The organism is Microvirga splendida (assembly GCF_016427565.1).
GTDB classification, from domain to species: Bacteria; Pseudomonadota; Alphaproteobacteria; order Rhizobiales; family Beijerinckiaceae; genus Microvirga; species Microvirga splendida.
Window position 1 is genome coordinate 40,214 of the sequence record NZ_JAELXT010000028.1, and the last position, 17,118, is coordinate 57,331.

At 65.1% G+C, this 17,118-nt stretch carries 22 protein-coding genes; 14 read left to right on the forward strand and 8 right to left on the reverse strand.

Annotated features, from left to right (window positions below; all coding sequences use genetic code 11):
* Nucleotides 1-154 precede the first annotated feature (154 nt).
* The 4 genes from rnr (at nucleotide 155) to rpmG (ending at nucleotide 3,997) form a co-directional block, all read left to right on the forward strand.
* A complete protein-coding gene (gene rnr, locus JAO75_RS19710; RefSeq protein WP_199050854.1) occupies nucleotides 155-2,464 on the forward strand; it encodes a ribonuclease R in 2,310 nt (769 codons plus the stop codon).
* Nucleotides 2,465-2,479: 15 nt separating this feature from the next.
* Entirely contained in the window at nucleotides 2,480-2,956 is a 477-nt protein-coding gene (locus tag JAO75_RS19715; protein ID WP_199050855.1) for a DUF983 domain-containing protein, read from the forward strand.
* A complete protein-coding gene (locus JAO75_RS19720; protein ID WP_199050873.1) occupies nucleotides 2,934-3,659 on the forward strand; it encodes an NUDIX hydrolase in 726 nt (241 codons plus the stop codon). Before JAO75_RS19715 ends, JAO75_RS19720 begins: the two co-directional genes overlap by 23 nt.
* A gap of 170 nt (nucleotides 3,660-3,829) precedes the next feature.
* Nucleotides 3,830-3,997, forward strand: coding sequence for a 50S ribosomal protein L33 (rpmG, locus tag JAO75_RS19725; protein ID WP_173950390.1), 168 nt, complete (start codon nucleotides 3,830-3,832; stop codon nucleotides 3,995-3,997).
* Nucleotides 3,998-4,097: 100 nt separating this feature from the next.
* On the opposite strand, the gene JAO75_RS19730 is transcribed toward rpmG, so the two are convergent.
* The 3 genes from JAO75_RS19730 to JAO75_RS19740 form a co-directional block, all read right to left on the reverse strand.
* Nucleotides 4,098-4,691: a hypothetical protein gene (locus tag JAO75_RS19730; protein WP_199050856.1), complete on the reverse strand. Its 594-nt coding sequence runs from the start codon at nucleotides 4,689-4,691 to the stop codon at nucleotides 4,098-4,100.
* Nucleotides 4,692-4,877: 186 nt separating this feature from the next.
* Nucleotides 4,878-5,513 (reverse strand): SGNH/GDSL hydrolase family protein, encoded by a 636-nt coding sequence (locus JAO75_RS19735; RefSeq protein ID WP_199050857.1) that lies wholly within the window; start codon nucleotides 5,511-5,513, stop codon nucleotides 4,878-4,880.
* Entirely contained in the window at nucleotides 5,510-5,890 is a 381-nt protein-coding gene (locus JAO75_RS19740; RefSeq protein WP_199050858.1) for a response regulator, read from the reverse strand. The genes JAO75_RS19735 and JAO75_RS19740 overlap by 4 nt, the downstream gene beginning before the upstream one ends.
* A 146-nt stretch (nucleotides 5,891-6,036) precedes the next feature.
* Here JAO75_RS19740 and JAO75_RS19745 point away from each other — a divergent pair, with 146 nt between their 5' ends.
* Entirely contained in the window at nucleotides 6,037-6,264 is a 228-nt protein-coding gene (locus JAO75_RS19745) for a hypothetical protein (RefSeq protein ID WP_199050859.1), read from the forward strand.
* Between the two features lie 22 nt (nucleotides 6,265-6,286).
* On the opposite strand, the gene JAO75_RS19750 is transcribed toward JAO75_RS19745, so the two are convergent.
* Nucleotides 6,287-6,550 (reverse strand): hypothetical protein, encoded by a 264-nt coding sequence (locus JAO75_RS19750; protein ID WP_199050860.1) that lies wholly within the window; start codon nucleotides 6,548-6,550, stop codon nucleotides 6,287-6,289.
* A gap of 258 nt (nucleotides 6,551-6,808) precedes the next feature.
* Between JAO75_RS19750 and JAO75_RS19755 the strand changes: the two genes are divergently transcribed.
* The 4 genes from JAO75_RS19755 to JAO75_RS19770 all read left to right on the forward strand — a co-directional run bounded on the left by JAO75_RS19755 (nucleotide 6,809) and on the right by JAO75_RS19770 (nucleotide 8,625).
* A complete protein-coding gene (locus tag JAO75_RS19755; RefSeq protein ID WP_199050861.1) occupies nucleotides 6,809-7,072 on the forward strand; it encodes a glutaredoxin family protein in 264 nt (87 codons plus the stop codon).
* Nucleotides 7,073-7,082: 10 nt separating this feature from the next.
* Nucleotides 7,083-7,457 carry an SPW repeat domain-containing protein gene (locus JAO75_RS19760; RefSeq protein WP_199050862.1) on the forward strand — a complete coding sequence of 125 codons (375 nt, stop codon included), beginning with the start codon at nucleotides 7,083-7,085 and terminating at the stop codon, nucleotides 7,455-7,457.
* Between the two features lie 70 nt (nucleotides 7,458-7,527).
* Nucleotides 7,528-7,710: a hypothetical protein gene (locus JAO75_RS19765; protein WP_199050863.1), complete on the forward strand. Its 183-nt coding sequence runs from the start codon at nucleotides 7,528-7,530 to the stop codon at nucleotides 7,708-7,710.
* A 105-nt stretch (nucleotides 7,711-7,815) separates the two neighbouring features.
* Nucleotides 7,816-8,625, forward strand: coding sequence for an alpha/beta hydrolase (locus JAO75_RS19770; RefSeq protein ID WP_199050864.1), 810 nt, complete (start codon nucleotides 7,816-7,818; stop codon nucleotides 8,623-8,625).
* A 4-nt stretch (nucleotides 8,626-8,629) separates the two neighbouring features.
* On the opposite strand, the gene JAO75_RS19775 is transcribed toward JAO75_RS19770, so the two are convergent.
* Nucleotides 8,630-10,471, reverse strand: coding sequence for an adenine deaminase (locus tag JAO75_RS19775; protein ID WP_199050865.1), 1,842 nt, complete (start codon nucleotides 10,469-10,471; stop codon nucleotides 8,630-8,632).
* A gap of 522 nt (nucleotides 10,472-10,993) precedes the next feature.
* Nucleotides 10,994-11,377 carry a response regulator gene (locus JAO75_RS19780; protein ID WP_027317281.1) on the reverse strand — a complete coding sequence of 128 codons (384 nt, stop codon included), beginning with the start codon at nucleotides 11,375-11,377 and terminating at the stop codon, nucleotides 10,994-10,996.
* Between the two features lie 100 nt (nucleotides 11,378-11,477).
* Between JAO75_RS19780 and JAO75_RS19785 the strand changes: the two genes are divergently transcribed.
* Together JAO75_RS19785 and JAO75_RS19790 are read left to right on the forward strand one after the other, a co-directional pair.
* Nucleotides 11,478-11,768 (forward strand): DUF3572 domain-containing protein, encoded by a 291-nt coding sequence (locus JAO75_RS19785; RefSeq protein WP_199050866.1) that lies wholly within the window; start codon nucleotides 11,478-11,480, stop codon nucleotides 11,766-11,768.
* A gap of 12 nt (nucleotides 11,769-11,780) precedes the next feature.
* Complete coding sequence (locus JAO75_RS19790; protein ID WP_199050867.1) at nucleotides 11,781-13,049, forward strand: DNA polymerase IV; 1,269 nt, start codon at nucleotides 11,781-11,783, stop codon at nucleotides 13,047-13,049.
* Between the two features lie 7 nt (nucleotides 13,050-13,056).
* Here JAO75_RS19790 and JAO75_RS19795 read toward each other — a convergent pair whose 3' ends face one another.
* The gene (locus JAO75_RS19795) at nucleotides 13,057-13,896 is read right to left on the reverse strand and encodes a cell envelope integrity EipB family protein (protein WP_199050868.1); all 840 of its coding nucleotides are present in this window, start codon (nucleotides 13,894-13,896) and stop codon (nucleotides 13,057-13,059) included.
* A 128-nt stretch (nucleotides 13,897-14,024) separates the two neighbouring features.
* On the opposite strand from JAO75_RS19795, the gene JAO75_RS19800 reads away from it, so the two are divergent.
* Both JAO75_RS19800 and JAO75_RS19805 read left to right on the forward strand, forming a co-directional pair.
* Complete coding sequence (locus JAO75_RS19800; RefSeq protein WP_199050869.1) at nucleotides 14,025-14,495, forward strand: RidA family protein; 471 nt, start codon at nucleotides 14,025-14,027, stop codon at nucleotides 14,493-14,495.
* On the forward strand, nucleotides 14,492-15,244 hold the full coding sequence (locus tag JAO75_RS19805; RefSeq protein ID WP_199050870.1) for a glycerophosphodiester phosphodiesterase family protein: 753 nt from the start codon (nucleotides 14,492-14,494) through the stop codon (nucleotides 15,242-15,244). The genes JAO75_RS19800 and JAO75_RS19805 overlap by 4 nt, the downstream gene beginning before the upstream one ends.
* Nucleotides 15,245-15,292: 48 nt before the next feature.
* Here JAO75_RS19805 and JAO75_RS19810 read toward each other — a convergent pair whose 3' ends face one another.
* Nucleotides 15,293-15,700, reverse strand: a complete 408-nt coding sequence (locus JAO75_RS19810; RefSeq protein ID WP_199050871.1) for a hypothetical protein — start codon at nucleotides 15,698-15,700, stop codon at nucleotides 15,293-15,295.
* 151 nt (nucleotides 15,701-15,851) lie between these two features.
* Here JAO75_RS19810 and JAO75_RS19815 point away from each other — a divergent pair, with 151 nt between their 5' ends.
* On the forward strand, nucleotides 15,852-17,045 hold the full coding sequence (locus JAO75_RS19815; protein ID WP_343234661.1) for a GNAT family N-acetyltransferase: 1,194 nt from the start codon (nucleotides 15,852-15,854) through the stop codon (nucleotides 17,043-17,045).
* The last annotated feature ends 73 nt before the right edge of the window (nucleotides 17,046-17,118 follow it).

Here is a 17,118-nt window from a genome sequence, read left to right on the forward strand (position 1 = left end):
GCTCCCTCGCGGAGCCTTATTTTTTGCCTGAACGGGTTTCGGGCCGATGGATCTCTTGGCCCGGCCCGAGCGTCATCCTAGACGCGGGCCGCCCTGACTAGCCGCGGCCAAGCTCGCGTGCGACAAGACCCCGTCACCAGAACGAGTTCCTCCCTTGGTCAAACCCTCCAAAGCCGAACCCAGGTCCCATCTCCCCTCCCGCGAGGAGGTCGTCTCCTTCGTCACCCATGCCCAGGGCAAGGTGGGCAAGCGGGAGATCGCCCATCACTTCAACATCAAGGGCAGCGACCGGATCTGGCTCAAGCAGATCCTCAAGGACCTGGAGATCGAGGGCGTCTTCGACCGCAGGGGCAAGACCGTCCACAAAGCCGGCCAGCTGCCGCCGGTGGTGCTCGCCGACATCACCAGGCGGGACCGGGACGGCGAGCTCATTGCGGTGCCGACCGAGTGGGACGAGGAGCACGGCGCGATCCCGACGATCATCCTCGTGTCGCCGCGCAAGCCGCGCCCCGGCATGCCGGTGGCAGGCGTCGGCGACCGGGCGCTGCTTCGGGTCGATCCGCTGAAGCCCGGAGATATCCACCGCTATTCGGGACGCGTCACCAAGATCATCGCCAAGAAGCAGGCCCAGGTGCTCGGCATCTTCCGCAGCCTGCCGGAAGGCGGCGGACGGCTGATCCCGGTCGACAAGAAGGCGCGCGATCAGGAACTGCAGATCCGCCCCGGCGACGAGGGCGAGGCGCAGGACGGCGACCTGATTGCGGTCTCGGTGATCAAGCACGGCCGCTTCGGCCTGCCGACCGCGAAGGTGAAGGAGCGCCTCGGCTCCGTGAAATCCGAGAAGGCCGTGAGCCTCATCGCGATCTTCGCCCACAACATCCCCAACGAGTTCCCGAAGGCGGTGCTGGACGAGGCCGCGGCCGCGAAGCCCGCCACCCTGGACGGCCGCGAGGATTGGCGCGCCCTGCCCCTCGTGACCATCGACCCGCCGGACGCCAAGGACCACGACGATGCCGTCCACGCGGTGCCGGACGAGGACCCGAACAATGCCGGCGGCTTCATCGTTACCGTGGCGATTGCCGACGTGTCGGCCTATGTGCGCCCCGGCTCCGCCATGGATGGGCAAGCGCAGGAGCGCGGCAACTCCGTCTACTTCCCCGACCGGGTCGTGCCCATGCTGCCGGAGCGGATCTCCAACGACCTCTGCTCCTTAAGGCCGCGGGAGGACCGCCCCGCCCTTGCGGTCCGCATGGTGATCGGCCCCGACGGGCGAAAGATCCGCCACAGCTTCCACCGGGTGATGATGCGCTCGGCCGAGAAGCTCTCCTACAGCCAAGCGCAGGCTGCCATCGACGGCCGCCCGGACGAGGTCACGACGCCGATCCTCGGCACGATCCTGAAGCCTCTCTGGGCTGCCTACGAGTTGGTCAAGAAGGCCCGCGACATCCGCGAGCCGCTCTTCCTCGACCTTCCCGAGCGCAAGATCGTGCTGAAACCCGACGGCACCGTGGACCGGGTCTTCGTGCCCGAGCGGCTGGAGGCCCACAAGCTGATCGAGGAATTCATGATCCTCGCCAACGTGGCGGCGGCGGAAGCCCTGGAGCAGGCGCAGTCCGAGCTGATCTACCGGGTCCATGACGAACCGTCGCTCGAAAAGATGCGCTCGTTGAGCGAAGTGCTGGCCTCCATCGGCCTCAAGATCCCCGGACAGGGGCCGATCAAGCCGGAGCTGTTCAACCGCATCCTGCGCAGCGTCGACGGCTCGGAGCACCAGCTCTTCATCAACGAGGTGGTGCTGCGCTCCCAGTCCCAGGCCGAGTATTCGGCGGAGAATTACGGCCATTTCGGTCTGAATCTCCGACGCTACGCTCACTTCACCTCCCCCATCCGGCGCTATGCGGACCTCATCGTCCACCGGGCGCTCGTCTCGGCCCTGAAGCTCGGCAAGGACGGCCTGCCCGAGGGCACCACCCGGGCGGAGCTTATCGAGATCAGCGCCAAGATCTCGGCCGCCGAGAGGCGGGCCATGGCGGCGGAGCGTGAGACAATCGACCGCCTGATCGCGCACTTCCTCGCGGACCGGATCGGGGCCACATTCGACGGGCAGATCTCGGGGGTGTCGAAGGCGGGTCTCTTCATCAAGCTGCACGAGACAGGCGCGGACGGATTCGTTCCGGCTGCCACTATCGGCAACGACTACTACCGCTACGACGAGACGACCCACTCGATGCGCGGCGAGGATACCGGCGAGACCTACCGCCTCGGCGACAAGGTGGAGGTGAAGCTGGTGGAGGCGGCGCCCGTGGCGGGGGCGCTTCGCTTCGAGTTGCTCACCAAAGGGCGGGTCACCGCCAGGACCGGCGGCGGCCGGAAGGGCGGCAAGCGGCCGGCCCGCCGGGCCAAGGCGGCGGAAGCCGCCCGTTCCCCGACCCGGGTGAAGGTCAAGCGGCGCGGGCGCGCCTGACAAGAAGGATAAGGCATGTCTTTGTCGATCAAGACCGCAGCGGACGCGGACGAGGTGAAGGTCGTTCCCGCCATGCGGCGCGGCTTCCTGAACCGCTGCCCGGCCTGCAACAGGGGCCGGCTGTTCGGTCGCTTTCTCAAGGTCGCCGACCATTGCGAATCCTGCGGGACGGAGTTCCACCACCACCGCGCCGACGACCTGCCGCCTTATCTGGTGATCTTCATCGTCGGCCACCTGATCGGCTACGGGATCCTCATGGCCGAGACCAGGCTCGAGGTGCCGATGTGGGTGCATCTGGCAATCTGGCCTGCGCTGACCCTGGTCCTGTGCCTCGCGTTGCTCCAGCCGGTGAAAGGCGCTGTCGTGGGGCTGCAATACGCGCTAGGTATGCATGGCTTCGGGGCCGCCCGGGCCGAGACACACGCCGACGAGGACATTGCACGTGACGGATATCGAAACCCTGGCGAAGATGGATCGCCTCGTTTCCGCTGAGACCAACCCGAAGGCCCCTGCTCTCCGCCCCGTCGACGCCGCGACCCTCATCATCATCGACCGCAAGGCGAAAACCCCGAAGGTCCTCATGGGCAAGCGCCATGCGGGCCTCAAGTTCATGCCGGGCAAGTTCGTGTTTCCCGGCGGGCGCATCGAGGCGGGCGACCGCTCCATGACCGTGACGGGCGCGCTCCACCCCCGCGCCGAGCAGGCCCTCATGGCCCGCGTCACCCGCCCGTCGACCCAGCGCAGCCGAGCCCTGGCACTCGCCGCCATCCGCGAGACCTTCGAGGAGACGGGCCTGATGCTCGGCACAAAGGAGTACGGCAGCCCGGAGCGTGCCCCCGCCGGCACCGCCTGGGCGGCGTTTCAGGAGCGGGGCGTCCATCCCGACCTCGAATCCCTGCACTTCATCGGCCGGGCCATCACGCCGCCGAAGCGCGTGAGGCGCTTCGACACCCGATTCTTCGCCGTGGACCGCACAGCCATCGCGGACGAGGTCGAGGGAATCATCAGCCCCGAGGCCGAGCTCGTGGAGCTGGCCTGGGTCACCATCGCTCAGGCCAAGACCCTGGACCTGCCGCCCATCACCACCGTGATCCTCGGCGAGTTGGAAGCCCGGATCGCCGCCGGGTTCGCCCATCAGCTTCCGGTCCCCTTCTTCCACCAGCAGCGCGGCCGTTTCGTGAGGGAACTGCTGTAGGGCTTTCAGGGGCAGGAATTACACCTCCACCCTGCCCTGCGCCCTTGACTGGCCGGCGATAATCGGGCATGGGAACCGCACGATTTTCCGGCCGGGTTCGCCCGGCCTTTGCGTTTCGGCGATGCCCTGGGGCCACCCGAACCGTCGAACCGAACAAGAGGTCCTGAACCATGGCCAAAGCCGCAACGATCAAAGTGAAGCTCGTCTCCACCGCCGACACGGGCTATTTCTACGTGACGAAGAAGAACTCGCGCACGATGACCGAGAAGATGTCGTTCAAGAAGTACGACCCGGTCGCGAAGAAGCACGTCGAGTTCAAGGAAGCCAAGATTAAGTAATGACTTTCAGCAGATCTGCTCAGATAAAAACCGCCCTTTCGGGCGGTTTTTTCTTTTGTGCTCTAAACGAAAACAGACCAATTGGGCTGCTCCGCTATGATCAGCGGCTCGAGCGGGTGTCTTCCCAGCGGCGGATCCGATCCATCTCGCGGTTATGACGGCGGAGCGAGCCGGTAACGACCACATCCCCGCGAGTGGTCCGATAGTAAGCCGGACGATCACGATTCCGGTACACGACGCGGGTGCGATAGCGCGGCTCGCGGTAGACGACACGGGTCGCCACGCGAGGCTGACGATAAACCACGCGCGGCTGGCGGTAGACGACACGGGTCCGGTAGACCGGCGCCGGCCGGTACACCACCCGCGTCACGGGAGCCGAATAATAGCCATAGCCGTAGGCCGGATAAGCCGCCGGGTAGCTGTAGGCCGGATAGGCCGCAGGGTAACCGTAGCCGTAGCTGTAGGTGGTGCGGTAGCCGTAGGCCGGAGCGGCGTACGGAGAATAGCCGTAGCCGTAGGCAGGATAGGCATAGGACGGAGTGGCCGCCGCGGTAAGCAGGCCGCCGAGAAGAGCGCCGCCGATCAGGCCGGCGGCAATGGCGCCGCCCCGATTATGACGATGCCGGGCTTCCGCCGTTCCGACGCTTCCGGCAGCGATGATGGCAACACTCGCCAGCAATGCTAACTTCTTCATGGTCAACCTCGTGAGAAGTGGCAAATACTCTTCGATGGAAGATCAATTCAGCACCTGAAGAATGGTTCGCAGCTTGGCTGCCGCACGCTCATCTTTTCTTGTAAAAACAAGGGTTTCTGAAGATTTGTTCAGAATTGCTCCCGCGAAAATGCAACAGCAGCTGGCGCACCCACGAGTTTGAGCCGCTCACCGCGCATAGACCTGCGAGCGCGGGAAGATGGTGTTTCCGGCCACCACCTGGGCGATCACGCTGGCGATCTTGTCCCCGCCCTTCGCCGAGGGCTCGATGGGGTTGGCGTAGTCGTCCGGCTCGTCGCAGATGAGGCGCAGGTCGATCAGCGGGAGCCTGCGGGCAAAGGCTTCGCGGGTGATGACGTCGTTGAAGATCGACAAGGCCGTCACCACGAGGCGCTGCTCCTGGGGATCGGGGAAGCGGGCATCGTAGATCGTGCAGACAGCGGTCGGCAGGCGGCGCTCGAGCACCGCGTCCAGCATGGCGCGGTAGCTGCGGGCGAACTCGTCCTGCACGGCGGCGAACCGGCCGATCACCGCGGCGACGGAGCGGGCCTCCTCGCGCAGGATGCCGCTGCTGCGCAGGGCGTCGTTGCCGCCGGCGCTCACGACGAGATGGCTCGCCTCCGAAGGCAGCCGGGAGAGCTGGCTCAGGACCCCGGTCGCGACGGCGCCGTCGACCGCCCGGAGAGTGGCCGTCCAGCCCTGCGGGAGCTTGGCCTGGACCTGCTTCACCACATCGGGCTCGCCGCGCCGCACATAGGCGCCGTTGTCGAAGATGCTGTCGCCGAGCAGAACCACGTGGGTCATCGGTCTCTCCCGAGGAGCCGGTTCAGGGTTGGGACGAGATGGGTGGTCAGATACGGCTTGGCGACGAACTCAGCCCCCGTCGGCACGGGGCCCGAGGTGGCGTCGGAGTGGCCCGACATCATCACCACCGCGAGGTCCGGCCAGCGCCTGCGCGCCAGACCGGCCAGCTCGTGCCCGTCGATCCTGCCGGGAAGGTGGGCGTCAGCCACGAGTCCATGTACGACAGGCGAGGCTTCGAGATGCTTCAGGGCCTCGTCCGCATCCGCCGCTTCCACGACCCTGAAGGAGGCCTCCCGCAGATGGCGGGCGGCGGCCTGCCGGATGGTCGGCTCCTCATCCACCAGAACGATGACCGGCTCTTGGTCCTGCGAAGGCATCGGCACATCCCTCGTTGTCGGCGGCATCGAAGCCGTGCCGCAACAACTGGGGCAAAGCGGTGCTTGTTCCCCTGCGGTCACGCGGAACGCCGCCTCCGAGGCGGACGTTGATTCTTGGCCCGGTCACGGGGCCAAGGAGAGATCCGATGATCGAGACACTCAGGATATCCTTGCTGACGATGACGCTCACGGCCTGGAGCACCATCGCCATGGCCCAGGTAACGCCCGGCGGGGTCGCGCCCGCTCCGCCAGGCGCCGCTCCCGTCGAGCCCGCCGGCGAAGGCTTGGACTGGCTCTGGATTATCGTCGCTGTGGTCGTCGTCGCGGCCCTGCTGTTCTATTTCCTCGGGCGCGGCCGCAACACGCGAGTCTGACGCAGAACGGGCCGGCCTCGGGTCAGGCTGGCGGCTTGCCGTCAGCCTGAAGGAACTGCCGAAAGTTCTCCAGCCAGGATGCCAGCCACAGCTCGAGGGCCGTCTTGGCGGCCTGCTCCGTCGGCCCGTAGCCCCAGGCATCCTCCTGCAGGGGCGTCGACCAGATCCAGAACCGGTTGCTGCCGTCATAGGCCACGCTGCCCACCTCGACGGACCCGACGAAGCCCACATGGCGGTTGAGCGGCACGCCGGCCACCCGATCCTGCCGCCATTCGATCCTGCTCATGGGCCGCCGATTCCTCTCGTCGATGCTCGGCGAACTAGAGCGCGCAGGGCCCCGCACAAGGCTGCCCCTCGCGGAACAGGGACGCGCCAATGACGTTGGCGAGAAGACCTCGAGGGAGAGATCCGATGGAAGGCGGCGCCATTTGGCTGATCACGATCGGCACGATCATCGTGCTGTCCGCCGTTATTGTCGGTGTCGCCACGCTGCTCCGTCGCCGGCGCCGCTCCTTCAAACGATAGCCCCCGAAAGGACGCGATCTTGAAGCTCGAACTCATTCACAAATGGGCCTGCCCCTACTCGGCCCGCGTCCGCGACTTCATCGACGAGCGCGGATTGCAGGACCGGATCGCATTCCTGGAGATCAACGAGACGGAGGGCGCGAAGGACAGGCTCGCGCAGCTGACCGGAAAGACCCAGGTGCCATGCCTCGTGGTCGACGGAGAACCGATCCTGGAAAGCCGGGACATCATCCAGTGGCTCGACACCAACCTCGGCGGTCCACAGGGTACGACCGGGGCTTGAGCGCGTCGCGATGCGTTTCCTCTCCACCCGCATCCATGGCGTGATCGACTACCTCTGGGGCGTTGCGTTGATAGCGAGCCCGTGGCTCTTCGGCTTTGGGGACGTGCCGGCCGCCACATGGGTGGCCATCGTGTTCGGCGCGGGGGCGATGCTGTATTCCGCCGTGACAGCCTATGAGCTCGGCCTCCTGAAGATCCTGCCGATGCCGATGCACCTGATCCTCGACGGGCTCGGCGGGATCGTGCTGGCGGCCTCCCCGTTCCTGTTCGGCTTTGCCGACCGGGTGCTCTGGCCGCACGTTCTCTTCGGCCTGTTCTCCGTTGCCGCGTGCCTTGTCACACATCGCGAACCGATGCTGGCGACAGGCCGCCGGGAACCGGCCTGAATACCCAGAAAGCTTCGTTGACGGGCCAACCCTTGAGGCGCAGCATCACGGTGCCACAAGGGAGGCGGCCATGTTCGAGAGCATCGTCCAGGCGAGTGAGGCCCATCGCGAAAGCGCCCACCGGATGGTGGGATCCCTCAGGATGGCCCTGAAGGGCTGCCCGGAATGCGGCACCTCACAGATGATCGCATCCCCCAGCCTGGGCACCTGTGACGATTGCGGATCGGACCTCGTGGTCCTGCCGCGCGAATAGACTTTCCAGTCACGGCTTGCCCGCACCGAAAAGAGGACTTGGATCGCACCAAAGAGCTTGCGGGGAGTTGATTTGCCTGTGGCGCGAAAATCCAGGTCCGCACCGATGTGGTTTCTCACCCTCGTCCTAGGCGCCGCGCTGCTCTATGCGGCCCTGGTGCTCGTCACGGCTCTGTTTCAGACCAGAATGCTGTTCCCGGCCCGGATGGCAGCCTCCAATCGCCCTCTGCTGCCGTTATCCGCCGAGCGGCTTGAGCTGACGACGCCCGATGGCGAGCGTCTCGTCGGAACGCGGCTTGGGAACGCGTCCGGCACAAAGCCTCTCCTGCTGGGCTTCGGCGGCAATGCCTGGAATGCGGATGCGGTCGCGCTCACCCTGCACGGCCTCTTTCCCGATCATGAGGTAATCGCCTTCCATTATCGCGGCTATCCGCCGAGCAGCGGAGAGCCCAGCGCGAAAGCGCTGTTCGCGGATGCGCTGACGATCGTCGATCACTTGCAGCAGGATCGCTCACGCCCCGTCGTTGCCGTCGGCTTCAGCATCGGCAGCGGTGTCGCGGCCTATCTGGCCCACCAGCGAGAGGTCGCAGGCCTGATCCTGGTCACGCCGTTCGACTCGCTGAAAGCCCTGGCGCGCGAGCACTTCTCCTGGGCGCCGACGAGCCTTCTCCTGCGCCACCATATGCCGACCATCGATCTGGTGAAGGACCGGCCGACGCCCACGGCGCTGATCGCGGCCGGGCGCGACTCTATCGTGCCGGCGCGGCGAAGCGAGCCCTTGCGGAGCGCCGTTCCCAATCTCGTTCTGGATCGCACCATCACGGATGCGGGGCACAACGATCTCTATCAACGTCCCGCTTTCGCGGTCGCGATGCGCGAGGCAGTGGCTGCCTTCGAAGCCACTGCCTCGCGCTGAGAACTCACCCCTCGTAGAGCGGCACCAACTCCATTTCCGGCACCAGCACCAGCCCCTTGTCGGTGATCCGGATTTCCGGGATCACCGAGAGCGGGATCAGGTTGAATCCCATATAGGCGATTTTGCAGCCGGCCTTCTCCCAGGCAGCTTTCAGCGCACGCGTTTCCTCGGCCACTTCCGTCACGCGCTTGTCGGAGAGAAGGCCTGCGATGGGCAGCGGCACCATGGCGACGACCTTGCCCTGATCGACCACGCAGACGCCGCCTTGGCTCTCGATGAGTGTCTCGAGCGCCACGCGCATGTCGGCCTCGTTGGTGCCGGCCACGATCACGTTGTGGGAGTCATGCCCGACACTGCTTGCGACCGCGCCGCTCTTCAGGCCGAAATCCTTGAGCAGGCCGTGCGCCACGCCGCTGCCGCCCGTGCGGCCGTGCCGCTCGATGACGGTGACGAAGGTGAGGTCGTTCTTGGAGAGCAGAGCGTCCCAGCTCTCTTCCTTCTGCAGTTGCACCTTGTCGTGGAACAGCACGATGCCCGGCAGCGCCACGCGGATCACGTTGGCCGTGCAGGCCTCATTCGGCAGGTCCGGGATCAGCTTCGGCACGTTCGGGATGTGAACCGTGCGGTAGGCCTCGTCCGGATAGCGGTAGCGGTTCGAGAGCGCCCGGTCGAGCACGGGCGTGATCTTCTTCCCCTCGACCACGAGTTCGCCGCCATACCAGGTGTTCTGCACCTCGAGGTCGTCGTTGAGCAGCACGAGATCGGCGCGGCGTCCGCCGCCGAGGCCGCCGATCTCGCCCTCCATGGCGAAGCGCGTTGCAGGATGGAGCGAACCCATGCTCCAGGCCTGCTCGCGGCTCATGCCGGCGCGGCGCGCCTCGCGTGTGACCCAGTCCATGCCGAACAGCATGAGGTCGTCCGCGTCGCGGTCGTCGGTGCAGACGCAGATGCGCTTGTGCGAGGAGCCGAGCTCCGTGATGGTCTTGATGGCTTCCGGCAGCGAGTGCCACGGCGTTGTCGGCGGTCCGCCGCGCAGGAAGATCCAGATGCCGGCATCGAGCAGGTCGTCGGCGATATCCCGGTCGATGGCCTCGTGCGTATCGGTGACGCCGCTTGCCGCGTATGCCGCCACGAAGTCGCGGCCGTAGATGTGGCCCGAGACCGGCTTACCGCGCTCCAGGGCGGCCGCGAGGATCGCGTGGCTGCGCTCGTCGCCCATGGTCACGGGCACGAAATCCATCTTCTCGCCCAGCGCCGCCGCTTCCGGCCAGCGGTCGAAGAGAGCCGCGATCTTCTGGGGCGTCAGGTCGCCGCCTGCCGTTTCGAGATCCGGCGACGTGGCCGGCACCGTGCTCGGGACGGTGAGGAAGATGGACAGCGGCGCATGGCGCGCATCCTCCAGCATCATCTCGATGCCGGCGGCATCCATCACATTGCCGATCTCGTGGCTGTCGCAGAAGATCGTCGTAGTCCCGTTGAGCAAAGCCGCCTCCGCATAGGCGCAGGCCGTGATCATGCTGCTCTCGATATGGATGTGCGGGTCCACCAGCCCAGGCGCGATGATGCCGCCCCTGGCGTCGTAGACCCGGCCCGGCGCTCCATGGGCCTGACGGTGCGCCCCCGCCGGTTTGACGGCCGCGATCCGCCCGCCGGCGATCCAGACCTCCCGCTCCGGGGCGATGCGCTCGCTGTAGGTCGACAGCACCCGGGCGCCGGTGATCACGAGATCGGCCGGGGTACGGCCCGAGGCAACGTCGGCCAGGCGCCGGGTCATGGTGGACAGGGGGGCGACGGAAAAGCGGGTCAACGCGGTCTTGGGCGGCAGCGAAGGTGTGCGATGGTCCATGATCCCTCATCCCGTTTGAACGTGTCCCGCCCAGCGTAGCAGGGCTGAACCGGGACCGCATCTCGGATTGTCCGGCCAAGTATTGCCCTAAGGGCATATTTCCTTACGGCCAAGCTTGGCTTAAACAGGAAAGCAGCTGATTCGTCTGGAGAAACAGAGGGTTCGACCGAAACGTCTGCACGGAACGCTGGCCAAAACAAAAGGCGCCTTGCGGCGCCTTGATGGAGAAGTTGGTGGCCAGCTGGGAGCAGCGTTGAGGAGGCAACGATCTGCTCCCAGGCTGGCCGAGCCTACGAAGTCCCAGGAGATGCGGCGGACCTGTTCATCCGTAGGGCATTTCTTCCGCTCATGGCGGAAACTATGGCTGAACGTATAGGAAACATGGGGCGTTGCAAGCGCCCATGTGGCCAAAAAGCGGCATTTTCCAAAAATATTTAAAGCCAAGTTCTCTCAAGGAGATGAATCGGCTTGCTGAAGCTTCGGATTGACCCTGGCTAAGGATCAACCCCGGGATTGCCCAAGTCATGCGGGCTTGCCATCTGCCTCAAGGTAAGTCTTCACGGTGGCGATGAACTTGGCGACCGAGATGGGCTTCGACATATAGGCTTCGCAGCCGCCCTCCCTGATCCTCTCCTCGTCGCCTTTCATGGCGAAAGCCGTGATGGCGATGACGGGAATCGACTTGAGCTCTTCATCGGCCTTGAGCCAGCGGGTCACCTCGAGGCCGGAGACCTCGGGAAGCTGGATGTCCATGAGGATCAGGTCCGGCTTGTGAGCCCGGGCCAGCTCCATGGCCTCGATGCCGTGGCTGGTCTTGAGGGTCGCATAGCCGTGGGCCTCGAGGAGATCGTTGAAGAGCTTCATGTTGAGTTCGTTGTCCTCAACGATGAGCACGGTCTTCTTCATTGGCGCTATCCCCGGGCCCAAAACGCACTTCACCGGCCCAAAATTTTCGTCTGATGATATAGTTAGGTCTAAACCTGTTGATGAAATGCAAACCGACAACATGAACACTCCCTTAAAAAGAGTTACCCGCGAGGAAGCCGAAAATGTCGCAGTGGGGGCATTTGGCTTCATCACGAGCGATGAGGAGCGCCTGGGGCGCTTCCTGGCCGTCTCGGGCTTGGGACCGGACACGATCCGCTCCGCCGCCTCGTCGCCCGGCTTCTTTGCCGGGATTCTGGACTACGTGGTCTCCGACGAGCCGCTGCTGATCGCGCTCGCCAAGGAGATGAACACCAAGCCTGAGCGCATCATGGGGGCCCACTGGACCCTCTCGCCCTCCGAGTTCGAGTAGCCCTGTCCTTCCATGAGCCAGGTGCCCTTCTGTCGTGACTGCCTGACGCTTTCCGCCACTCCCCTGGCGCAACGCTGCACGGCCTGCGGGTCCCCTCGCCTGTTGCGGCACGAGGAGCGGGACACCCTGTCCATCGCCCATGTGGATTGCGACGCCTTCTTCGCCGCGGTGGAAAAGCGGGACGACCCGAGCCTCGCCGACAAGCCAGTGATCATCGGCGGCGGCAAGCGCGGGGTCGTCTCCACCGCCTGCTACGTGGCGCGCACCTTTGGCGTGCGCTCCGCCATGCCCATGTTCCAGGCCCTGAAGCTCTGCCCGCATGCGACGGTCATCAAGCCGAACGGCGAGAAGTACAGCAAGGCGGGCCGGGAGGTGCGCCAGCTCATGCTGGAGCTGACGCCGCTGGTGGAGCCGGTCTCCATCGATGAGGCCTTCCTCGACCTCACCGGCACGGAGCGGCTGCACCACGGCAGCCCTGCCCTGACGCTCGCGCGCTTCGCCCGCAAGGTCGAGAACGAGATCGGGATCTCGATCTCGGTCGGGCTGTCCTACAACAAGTTCTTGGCCAAGATCGCCTCCGACCTGCGCAAGCCGCGGGGCTTCTCGATCATCGGCCGCGAGGAGGCTGCCGACTTCCTGGCCGACAAGCCGGTGGGAATCATTCCCGGCATCGGCGGCTCGGCCCAAGCCCGGCTCGCGAAAGTGGGCGTGACGCAGATCGCGCACCTGCGGACCGTGGAGCTGAAGACCCTGTTCGAGGCGCTCGGCCGCGACTCGCAGCGCCTGTCCCGGCTCGCCTGGGGCGAGGACAACAGGGCCGTGACGCCGGAGCGGGAGACCAAGAGCATCTCGGCGGAAACCACCTTCGAGACGGATCTGCGCTCCTTCGACGATCTCGAGCCGATCCTCTGGCGGCTTTCCGAGAAGGTCTCGCGCCGCCTCAAGAAGGCGGGCCTGGCCGGGCGCAGCGTGACCCTGAAGCTCAAGGACAAGGACTTCCGGCTCCTCACCCGCACCCGGTCCGGGCTGGCCCCGACCCAGCTCGCCGCCCGGCTGTTCGACCCGGCGCGGCAGCTTCTCAAGGCCTCCTGCGACGGCACGGCTTTCCGCCTCATCGGCATCGGCGCCGCCGACCTGTGCGATGCGGCCGATGCGGACAAGGGCGACCTGGCGGACCAGTCCGTGGTGCGGCAGGCCCATATGGAGGCCGCGATCGACAAGATCCGCGACAAGTTCGGCGCGGGCGCCCTGCAGAAGGGGATCGTGCTGCGAAAGCCTTAAAAGCAGGCTAGCGCCCGCAGTCGCTCGGCTTCTGGATGCCGAGGCTCTTCAGCTCGCCCTTGAGGGCGAAGTCGCCGTAATCAAGCTTGAGGTCGCGGCTGATGCCGTTCTCGAACAGCTCGAAGGAAATGGTGTAGACCGGCGTCCGGTCGCCCTTGCCCTCCTCGAAGTAGCTGATGGTGACCGGCCAGCGCGCGAGGGAAGCGAGATCGTCCTTGCGGACGGCCTCCTCCAGCGACGCGAGGGCGGCGCCCGGCTCGATCTTGCGGCCGATCAGCCCGAGGGTATCGTAAACCTTGTCGCCCTTGTTGGAGCCGTCATAGACCCTGACCGACAGGGTCGTGTCGCCCCGGCGCCCAGCCTCGATGAGGCGCTTGAGGTGCTCGGTCGGAAACACGGTCTCGCCGGTGGACTCGAATGCCGCCTTCTTCGGCTGCTTCAGGTCCACGTTGAGCCGGCCCTCCGGGGAGATCTTGGCGTCGCCGTCGACCTCGCTGTCCTTGATCATGCCCTGGCGGAACGACGTGGACTTGAAATGCATGGAGCGACCGTCGCCGGTCTCATAGGTGGCGGTCTGGACGTCCATGGTGTTGGGGCCGGACTCGCTGCTGTTGAGGATTGTCACCTGCCGGTACTTGAGGGTGTATCCGTCACAGGCATCGCCGCCGAACTCCATGGCGATGCGCCCGCGGGCACTCTCGACCCCGTTGGAGCCGCCGGCCCGCAGGAGCGAGAGGTCGTAGACGGCCCGATGGGGCGCGAGTTGAACCGGAGCCTTCACCGTCTCCGCAAGAGCCGGCATCATCAAGGCGATGGACAGGCCCGAGGCCGCAACGAACAAACGCATATCTTCTCCCGACGCAACGGCAGCCAAGATAGGCCGCTCCTGCCCACAGGGCAATGTTCCCGCTTGCGTCCTTCCGGCTCATCCGCCACTACTCCGTCCGGATGATGTCACACCCATCGAGGCTTGAAATGAGCACAGTCGACAAGAAACTTCAGGAACTTGGGATCACCCTGCCGACCCCGGCGGCACCGGTGGCGAATTACGTGCCGTTCGTCAGAACCGGCAACCTCATCATCATCTCCGGGCAGCTCTGCCTCGGGCTCGACGGCAAGATGGCCGATGCCCACAAGGGCAAGGTCGGCGCCGAGGTCTCGCCCGAGGTCGGCCAGGAGGCCGCGCGGCTCTGCGCCATCAATCTTCTCGCCCAGCTGAAGGCGGCGGTCGGCGACCTCGACAAGGTCACCCGCTGCGTTCGCCTCGGCGGCTTCATCAATGCGGTGCCGACCTTCGCGGCGCTCGCCCCCGTCATGAACGGCGCCTCGGACCTGATGGTCCAGGTGCTGGGCGATGCCGGCCGCCATGCCCGCTCCACCGTCGGCGTCGCGGAGCTGCCCCTCGATGCCTGCGTCGAGGTCGAAGGGATGTTCGAAGTCCAATGAGCATTCCAGGCTGGCTCGTCGCGAAGCCCATCGCCCACCGCGGCCTTCACAACAAGTCGGAGGGGGTCATCGAGAACACGGTCTCGGCCGCACAAGCCGCCATCGCGCGCGGCTTTCCCATCGAGCTCGACGTTCAGCTGACCGCCGACGACGAGGCCATCGTCTTCCACGATTTCGAGCTTGAGCGTCTCACCGCCGAGAGCGGGCTGGTCGCCGAGCGCAAGCTCTCCGACCTGACGCGGATCGACATCACCGGGGCGAAGGGCGGAGACGCAATTCCTTCCTTCAAGGATTATCTCGGCATCATCGCCGGGCGCACGCCGCTGGTCGTCGAGATCAAGAGCCGGTTCAACGGCGACATGCGGCTGACGAAGCGGGTGGTGGAGATCCTCAAGGATTACAACGGTCCCTTCGTCATCAAGTCCTTCGATCCGGACATCGTGGCCCATCTGCGCGAGCATGCGCCGCACATCACGCGCGGCTTCATCGGCGAGCTGGAATATGCGTCCAAGGCCGACAGCTCCCTGACGGACGAGCAGAAGCACCGGATGGCCAACCTGCTGCATTTCGCCGAGACGCAGCCGCACTTCCTGTCCTGGCGGGTGAAGGACCTCCCCTGCGCCTCGACCCATCTCAGCAGGCTCCTCGGGAACCTGCCCGTCATGACCTGGACCGTGCGCACCCCCGAGGACCGCGCCCGCGCCGAGAGGCATGCGGACCAGATGGTGTTCGAGGGCTTCATTCCCTGACCGTCGAATGCATTAGCATCGCCTGGAGGGCAACGACAGGCGATGCCTTTAATGAAGATTGGTCAAAATGAAGTAAGACCAGAAATTAAGACAAGCATAAAGAGCAACTAAAATTGCCATTCCTTTGTAGCTCTTGACCCATACTCTCAGTATGACATTCGCATAAAGGACGATCAGCGCCAGGATGATTTGAGGCGCAAGAAGTAAAGCTCCAAGGCTCCACCTCAGGAAGGTACCAACCCCTGGATCTGATGCCATGTGGGAGTGATAGAAGCCAAAGTACCCGATGATCAACGTGAGACCGGAGAAGAGAACGGTTGTCACTCTTAAGTTGATGAATGTCGAAGCGGGCGCTCTTGTAAGACGCCCTATAAGATAAGAGATCGCAGCGGCAGCAATTGTCTGAGAAAACATGTATTCTGACGAAAAGTGTTCAATAGCTTCCCATGCTGACATGTTGACCATCGTACTGATATTTATGAGCCCTCAAGCAGCCTCGGGACAGCGCCGCTTTATAACACATTTATGCCCCTGCAGCATAGCTTCATGGGGTCTGGGCATTACGTCTTGCTCTCGGTGCTCTCAGTGATTAGCTCTTGAGGAGCGAGTGGCGAGATCCTTCCATCCGGTGAGCTTCCAAGTCAAAATCGCCCAAGGCCTGAAGGCGGTGCCTGCCGCCCAGTGGGATGCCTGTGCCCTCGGCACCGCATCCGGCGACGACGATCCCTTCAATCCATTCGTGTCTCACGCCTTCCTGTCCGCCCTGGAGGATTCCGGCTGCGTCGGGGCGAAGACCGGCTGGGCGCCGCTGCATGTCCTCGTCGAGGACGAGACCGAGACGATCCTGGGCGCCGCGCCCTGCTATCTCAAGTCCCATTCCATGGGCGAGTACGTGTTCGACCATTCCTGGGCCGATGCCTATACCCGGGCCGGCGGGCGCTACTATCCCAAGCTCCAGGTGGCGGTGCCGTTCACGCCCGCCACCGGCCCTCGCCTCCTCGTGCCGAACGGCCCCCGGGCTGCGGAGATCCGCTCCACCCTCGTCGCCGGCCTGCGGGCGCTTCGGGACCAGGCCGGCGCCTCGTCCATCCATGCGACGTTCCTGCAGCAGGACGATCTCGACGCGTTCGCCGCGCAGGATTTCCTGCGGCGGGACGACCAGCAGTTCCACTGGTTCAACGAGGGCTACGGCAGCTTCGACGATTTCCTGGCGGCGCTTGCCTCCCGCAAACGCAAGGCGATCCGGCGCGAGCGGCGCGATGCGCTTGGCCCCGGCATCACGGTCGAGTGGGTGACGGGCAAGGACATCACGGAGGCGCATTGGGACGCCTTCTTCGCCTTCTACATGGATACCGGCTCCCGCAAATGGGGCCGCCCCTATCTCAACCGCCTCTTCTTCTCGCTCATCGGCGAGCGGATGGCCGAGCGGGTGCTGCTCGTCATGGCCAAACGGGAGGGCCGCTACATTGCGGGCGCCATCAACTTCATCGGCGACAGGCGTCTCTATGGGCGCAACTGGGGCTGCATCGAGGACCACCCGTTCCTGCATTTCGAAGTCTGCTACTACCAGGCTATGGAGTTCGCCATCGCCCGTGGGCTCGACCGGGTCGAGGCGGGAGCGCAAGGGGAGCACAAGCTGGCGCGCGGCTACAGGCCCGTGCTGACCTCATCGGCCCATGACATCGCCGATCCCGGACTGCGCCACGCGGTGGAGGCCTATCTCGACCAGGAGCGCCGCTATGTGACGGAGGCCGCAGAGGAGCTGGCCGAGGCCACGCCGTTCCGGCACGCGGAGGACTAGGCTCAGGACTCGTTAATTGAGGTAGAAGGCCACTGAGGCAGCGATGCAGATGGCCGAGAAGAAGGTGTGGGCG

What these genes read in the sequence shown, in the direction of transcription:
- JAO75_RS19715 (WP_199050855.1), top strand. Translation starts at nt 2,480, where the DNA reads ATGTCTTTGTCGATCAAGACCGCAGCGGACGCGGACGAGGTGAAGGTC.
- JAO75_RS19720 (WP_199050873.1), top strand. Translation starts at nt 2,934, where the DNA reads ATGGATCGCCTCGTTTCCGCTGAGACCAACCCGAAGGCCCCTGCTCTC.
- rpmG (WP_173950390.1), top strand. Translation starts at nt 3,830, where the DNA reads ATGGCCAAAGCCGCAACGATCAAAGTGAAGCTCGTCTCCACCGCCGAC.
- JAO75_RS19730 (WP_199050856.1), bottom strand. Translation starts at nt 4,691, where the DNA reads ATGAAGAAGTTAGCATTGCTGGCGAGTGTTGCCATCATCGCTGCCGGA.
- JAO75_RS19735 (WP_199050857.1), bottom strand. Translation starts at nt 5,513, where the DNA reads ATGACCCACGTGGTTCTGCTCGGCGACAGCATCTTCGACAACGGCGCC.
- JAO75_RS19740 (WP_199050858.1), bottom strand. Translation starts at nt 5,890, where the DNA reads ATGCCTTCGCAGGACCAAGAGCCGGTCATCGTTCTGGTGGATGAGGAG.
- JAO75_RS19745 (WP_199050859.1), top strand. Translation starts at nt 6,037, where the DNA reads ATGATCGAGACACTCAGGATATCCTTGCTGACGATGACGCTCACGGCC.
- JAO75_RS19750 (WP_199050860.1), bottom strand. Translation starts at nt 6,550, where the DNA reads ATGAGCAGGATCGAATGGCGGCAGGATCGGGTGGCCGGCGTGCCGCTC.
- JAO75_RS19760 (WP_199050862.1), top strand. Translation starts at nt 7,083, where the DNA reads ATGCGTTTCCTCTCCACCCGCATCCATGGCGTGATCGACTACCTCTGG.
- JAO75_RS19765 (WP_199050863.1), top strand. Translation starts at nt 7,528, where the DNA reads ATGTTCGAGAGCATCGTCCAGGCGAGTGAGGCCCATCGCGAAAGCGCC.
- JAO75_RS19770 (WP_199050864.1), top strand. Translation starts at nt 7,816, where the DNA reads ATGTGGTTTCTCACCCTCGTCCTAGGCGCCGCGCTGCTCTATGCGGCC.
- JAO75_RS19775 (WP_199050865.1), bottom strand. Translation starts at nt 10,471, where the DNA reads ATGGACCATCGCACACCTTCGCTGCCGCCCAAGACCGCGTTGACCCGC.
- JAO75_RS19780 (WP_027317281.1), bottom strand. Translation starts at nt 11,377, where the DNA reads ATGAAGAAGACCGTGCTCATCGTTGAGGACAACGAACTCAACATGAAG.
- JAO75_RS19785 (WP_199050866.1), top strand. Translation starts at nt 11,478, where the DNA reads ATGAACACTCCCTTAAAAAGAGTTACCCGCGAGGAAGCCGAAAATGTC.
- JAO75_RS19790 (WP_199050867.1), top strand. Translation starts at nt 11,781, where the DNA reads ATGAGCCAGGTGCCCTTCTGTCGTGACTGCCTGACGCTTTCCGCCACT.
- JAO75_RS19795 (WP_199050868.1), bottom strand. Translation starts at nt 13,896, where the DNA reads ATGCGTTTGTTCGTTGCGGCCTCGGGCCTGTCCATCGCCTTGATGATG.
- JAO75_RS19800 (WP_199050869.1), top strand. Translation starts at nt 14,025, where the DNA reads ATGAGCACAGTCGACAAGAAACTTCAGGAACTTGGGATCACCCTGCCG.
- JAO75_RS19805 (WP_199050870.1), top strand. Translation starts at nt 14,492, where the DNA reads ATGAGCATTCCAGGCTGGCTCGTCGCGAAGCCCATCGCCCACCGCGGC.
- JAO75_RS19810 (WP_199050871.1), bottom strand. Translation starts at nt 15,700, where the DNA reads ATGTCAGCATGGGAAGCTATTGAACACTTTTCGTCAGAATACATGTTT.